The 316-nt window shown below is 57.3% G+C and carries 1 protein-coding gene; it reads right to left on the bottom strand.

The annotated features are described in order from the left end of the window. Window positions 1–27 precede the first annotated feature (27 nt). The coding region (locus AF337_RS35280; RefSeq protein ID WP_193393697.1) for a two pore domain potassium channel family protein at window positions 28–316 on the bottom strand (289 nt) is incomplete at its 5' end.

The following is a 316-nucleotide window of genomic DNA, read 5'->3' as shown; positions in this document are numbered from 1 at the left end:
CAGGCGTATCGCGAAGACCGAGCCTGCTCACAACTCCGTCTTGCCCTCCTCCACTCGCTCCCGCCTCGCCTGCAGTCGGTCGAACTTGCCAAAATCGGTCATGATGCTAACGAGAACGCTTCCAGTCCAACCGAAGGTGAACAGGCCCGACATACCGATGATAGGACCGAGCAGACGCCATCGGTCTGGAAGAGTGACGTTGCCCTCGCCGAGAGTGGTATAGCTTTCGAGGACGTAGTAGTAGCTATCGCGCAGCGAAGGGATAATGTCCCTGACATACAGGGGAACTGCCCAAATAAGAGTCTCCGCGAAGTGC

This window comes from Rhizobium ecuadorense, assembly GCF_001187535.1.
Taxonomy (GTDB): Bacteria; Pseudomonadota; Alphaproteobacteria; order Rhizobiales; family Rhizobiaceae; genus Rhizobium; species Rhizobium ecuadorense.
The sequence above is the reverse complement of the archived record's forward strand: the minus strand, read 5'-3'. Positions and strand labels throughout refer to the sequence as shown.